The sequence below is a fragment of the Kitasatospora sp. NPDC057198 genome (assembly GCF_042670125.1).
Classification (GTDB): domain Bacteria; phylum Actinomycetota; class Actinomycetes; order Streptomycetales; family Streptomycetaceae; genus Kitasatospora.
In genome coordinates this window covers 1-4174 of sequence record NZ_JBHUWH010000597.1, presented here as the reverse complement: position 1 = coordinate 4174, position 4174 = coordinate 1, and the positions used below count along the sequence as shown (strand labels likewise).

Annotated in this window: 4 protein-coding genes; all 4 read right to left on the bottom strand. The window is 73.8% G+C overall.

The genetic code is table 11. The features are described 5' to 3' along the window. Nucleotides 1-183: 183 nt before the first annotated feature. The 4 genes from ACFUEL_RS36240 to rsmG all read right to left on the bottom strand — a co-directional run bounded on the left by ACFUEL_RS36240 (nucleotide 184) and on the right by rsmG (nucleotide 3989). The gene (locus ACFUEL_RS36240; protein ID WP_380241926.1) at nucleotides 184-801 is read right to left on the bottom strand and encodes a GNAT family N-acetyltransferase; all 618 of its coding nucleotides are present in this window, start codon (nucleotides 799-801) and stop codon (nucleotides 184-186) included. 120 nt (nucleotides 802-921) lie between these two features. Then, a complete protein-coding gene (locus ACFUEL_RS36235) occupies nucleotides 922-1992 on the bottom strand; it encodes a ParB/RepB/Spo0J family partition protein (protein WP_380241924.1) in 1071 nt (356 codons plus the stop codon). Next, complete coding sequence (locus ACFUEL_RS36230; RefSeq protein ID WP_380241922.1) at nucleotides 1989-3023, bottom strand: ParA family protein; 1035 nt, start codon at nucleotides 3021-3023, stop codon at nucleotides 1989-1991. Before ACFUEL_RS36230 ends, ACFUEL_RS36235 begins: the two co-directional genes overlap by 4 nt. A gap of 189 nt (nucleotides 3024-3212) precedes the next feature. Beyond that, a complete protein-coding gene (rsmG, locus tag ACFUEL_RS36225) occupies nucleotides 3213-3989 on the bottom strand; it encodes a 16S rRNA (guanine(527)-N(7))-methyltransferase RsmG (RefSeq protein ID WP_380241921.1) in 777 nt (258 codons plus the stop codon). Nucleotides 3990-4174: the final 185 nt, after the last annotated feature.

The following is a 4174-nucleotide window of genomic DNA, read 5'->3' as shown; positions in this document are numbered from 1 at the left end:
GACGGAGTCTCCGTCCGGGCGCCGCGGCGTTCCGGGGGTCGTCGGGGCTTCGTCAGGAAGCCCCGGGAGCGCGGCCGCCCCAGCCCGACGACGGCCCCGGGCGCTCCGGAGGCTTCGCTGAGAAGCCCTCAGCGCCGCGGCCGCCCCTCGGCCGGCGGCGCCCCGGAGCGGAGAACGGCTCCCTCAGAACGGCCGCAGCGCCGGTTCCTGGCGCCGCCCGCCGAGCAGCCGCTCCAGCGCGCCCTCCACGTCGCCCTTCCAGGAGAGCGTGGTGCGCGCCTCCAACCGCAGCCGCGGGTACCGGTGGTGCGGCCGGACGGTCTTGAAGCCCACCGCCAACAGGTGGTCGGCGGGCAGCACGCAACTCGGCACCTCCCGCCCCTGCGCGCCGAACGCCTCGATCGCCCGGAAGCCGCGCCGGATCAGGTCCTTGGCCACCGACTGCACCAGCACCCGTCCCAGGCCCTGCCCCTGGAAGTCCGGCAGCACCCGGGACACCATCAGCTGCACCGCGTCCGGCGAGATCGGGCTGGTCGGGAAGGACTGCCCGCGCGGCACGTACGCGGGCGGGGCGTAGAGCACGAACCCGGCCGGCCGGTCGTCCACGTAGGCGACCCGCCCGCAGGAGCCCCACTCCAGCAGCACGGCGGAGATCCACCCCTCCTTCTCCAACTCCCCCTTGCCGGCGTCCTGCGCGTCCCGCCCGCTGACCGGGTCGAGCTCCCAGAAGACGCAGGAGCGGCAGGTGTTCGGCAGATCCGAGAGGTTGTCCAGCGTCAGCGGAACGACCCTCCGTCCCACGCCCGCACCTCCTCCTCCAGGCGGAAACGGTCCAGACCCCCAGTCTGCTCCGCCCGACGGAACGGGTGCACGTTTCACGTGAAACATGCACCCGATGGTTCGCCGTACGTGTTCCCGGGGTCAGGACAGCGGCAGACCCCGCTCGCCCGGGGCCAGACTGTCCAGGATCCGGTTCAGGTCCTCGACCGAACCGAACTCCAGTACCACCTTGCCCCTGCCCAGCTTGCCGTCCCGCTGCGAGACCTCGACCTTGACCCGGGTCTCGAAGCGGTCCGAGAGCCGCCCGGCCAGCTCGTCGAAGGCCGGGGTGGGCCGGGGCTCGGCCCGCGGGGCGCGCTTCTTCGGCTCGATGCCGGCCAGCAGCTTGGCGGTCTCCTCGGTGGCCCGCACCGTCAACTGCTCGGCCACCACCCGGTTGGCCAGCTTCTCCTGCCGCTCGGCGTCCGGCACCATCAGGATTGCCTTGGCGTGCCCGGCGGTGACCTCCCCCGCCGCCACCTTCAGCTGCACCGACACCGGCAGCTTCATCAGCCGCAGCGTGTTGGAGACGTGCGGCCGGGACTTGCCCACCCGGTCCGCCAACTCCTCGTGCGTGCACCCGAAGTCGCGCAGCAGCTGGTCGTAGGCGGCGGCCTCCTCCAGCGCGTTCAGCTCGGCCCGGTGCAGGTTCTCCAGCAGCGCGTCCAGCAGCAGCTTGTCGTCGTCGGTGGCCCGGACGATCGCCGGGATGACGTCCAGCCCGGCCTCCCGGGAGGCCCGCCAGCGGCGCTCGCCCATGATCAGCTCGTACCGGTCGGGACCGGTCTGACGGACCACCACGGGCTGCAGCAGGCCGACCTCCTTGATCGAGGCGACCAGTTCGGCGAGCTTCTCCTCGTCGAACACCTCGCGCGGCTGGCGCGGGTTGGGCCGGATCGACTCCAGCGGCAGCTCGGCGAACCGGGCGCCGTTCACCGGGGCCAGCGCGGCCTCCAGGACGCTGCGGCGCTGATCGCCGGCCAGCTCCCGCAGGCTCTCCGCGGCGGCCTTGGCGGCCACCGTGCCGCGGTCGGTCGGCACGGGCACCACCGGCACCACCGTGACGGTCCCGGCCTCGGCCGGCTCGGCCTGAGCCACCCCGGCCGCCGCCGGCTGGGTCGCCGGGATCAGCGCCCCCAGACCCCTGCCCAGACCCCTGCGCGTGCCACTCACCGCTTGCCCTCCATCGAACTGTGCTGTGCCGTCGGCGCGGACGTCTCCCCGCCGCTCTGCGGCGGAACGACCGCCGCGCCCGCCCGGTGCCGCCCGACCGTCGTCTTGGCGACCTCGGCCCGCAGCGCCAGCTCGCGCGCGGCCTCCAGGTAGGAGAGAGCGCCGGTGGAGCCCGGGTCGTAGCTCAGCACGGTCTGCCCGTAGCTGGGGGCCTCGGAGATGCGCACCGACCGCGGGATGGCGGTGGCCAGCACCTCCTTCTCGAAGTGCGTCCGCACCTCCTCGGCGACCTGCGCGGCCAGCCTGGTCCGGGCGTCGTACATGGTGAGCAGGATGGTCGACACGTGCAGCGAGGGGTTCAGGTGCGCCCGCACCAGCTCCACGTTGCGCAGCAGCTGGCCGAGGCCCTCCAGCGCGTAGTACTCGCACTGGATCGGGATCAGCACCTCCTGGCCGGCCACCATCGCGTTGACGGTCAGCAGGCCCAGCGAGGGCGGGCAGTCGATCAGCACGTAGTCGAGCGGCTGCTCGTACGCGGCGATGGCGCGCTGCAGCCGGCTCTCCCGGGCGACCAGCGAGACCAGCTCGATCTCGGCGCCCGCCAGGTCGATGGTGGCCGGGCAGCAGAACAGCCCCTCCACGTCGACCACCGGCTGCACCACGTCGGCCAGCGGCTTGCCCTCGACCAGCACGTCGTAGATCGACGGCACCTCGGCGTGGTGGTCGATGCCGAGCGCGGTCGAGGCGTTGCCCTGCGGGTCGAGGTCGATGACCAGCACCCGGAGCCCGTGCATGGCCAGCCCGGCGGCCAGGTTGACGGTGGTGGTGGTCTTGCCCACCCCGCCCTTCTGGTTGGCGACCACCATGACCCGGGTCGCGGCGGGCCGGGGCAGCGCTTCCCCGGTGTGCCCGAGGGCCGGAACGGCGACGTGCGCGGCCCGGGCGACGGGGGTGTCATCCACCTGATCGACGATCTCCGACTCCTGCATGGGGGTCAGTGTTTCACGTGAAACCGGGGCCGCAACAGTCACCTCCGGATGACGGTCGGGGGTCCGGTTGAGCCCTTGATCAAGTACGCCGGAGAGCAGGAAGCGACGTTTCACGTGGAACACGATGCCCGGAATGTCGGGATCAACCGACCCGACACTCCGGTTCCGGACCGATCGAAACGGGGCGGGCGGCCCACCGGCCACCCGCCCCGAACACCAGCCCGAACCGGCTCAGCGCCGCCCGCGGCCGCCGGTCCGCCGCCCGGCCCCCTCGCCGCCCTTGCCGCCCCGGCCGGCCCGCGCCGCCCGGGCCCGGCGGGTGGCCGCCTTGACGCCGCCGGGGCTCTCCCCCGCCTCCACCCGGACCACCCGGGTCGGGGTCACCAGCACGCCCTCGCCGACCCCGATCACCGACCACTTCACGGCACCGAGCCGGGTCAGCGCCGCCCGCGAGTCCGCCAGCTCCTGCTCGGCGGTGTCACCCTTCAGCGCCAGCATCTGCCCGTACGGGCGCAGCAGCGGCATGCCCCAGCCGGCCAGCCGGTCCAGCGGCGCGACCGCGCGGGCGGTCACCACGTCCACCGCCAGCTTGCCGACCGTCTCCTCGGCCCGGCCGCGCAGCACCGTGACGTTCTCCAGGCCGAGTTCGCGGACCACCTCCTCCAGGAAGGTGGTGCGCCGCAGCAGCGGTTCCAGCAGGGTCACCGACACGTCCGGCCGGGCCAGCGCCACCGGGATGCCGGGCAGCCCGGCCCCCGAGCCGACGTCGCAGAGCGAGACCCCGGCGGGCAGCAGTTCGGCCAGCACCGCGCAGTTGAGCACGTGCCGGTCCCACAGCCGGGGCACCTCGCGCGGGCCGATCAGGCCGCGCTGCACCCCGGCGGTCGCCAGCAGTTCGGTGTAGCGCACGGCCTGCGGCAGCCGATCGCCGAAGATCCGTCCCGCCGCCTCCGGCGCCTGCCCCGGCCCCTCCAGCGGCGCCTCGGGCTCCGTGCCGTCCCTGTCCATCTCTGCCTCTCCGCTCACCGTCGAATCAACCCGCCCTACCAGCACTGTTCCACGTGAAACACCACTCCGCCGCAGAGCCGACGACCCCGCCCGCGCGAGGCGGGCGGGGTCGGACGCCGGAACGGCAGCACCACCGGCGTCAGGCCGGCAGCACGACCACACAGCGCTGGGGCTCCTCGCCCGCC

Excerpts from the sequence above, each read along its gene's own strand:
- rsmG (WP_380241921.1), bottom strand. The coding sequence starts at position 3,989 with ATGGACAGGGACGGCACGGAGCCCGAGGCGCCGCTGGAGGGGCCGGGG.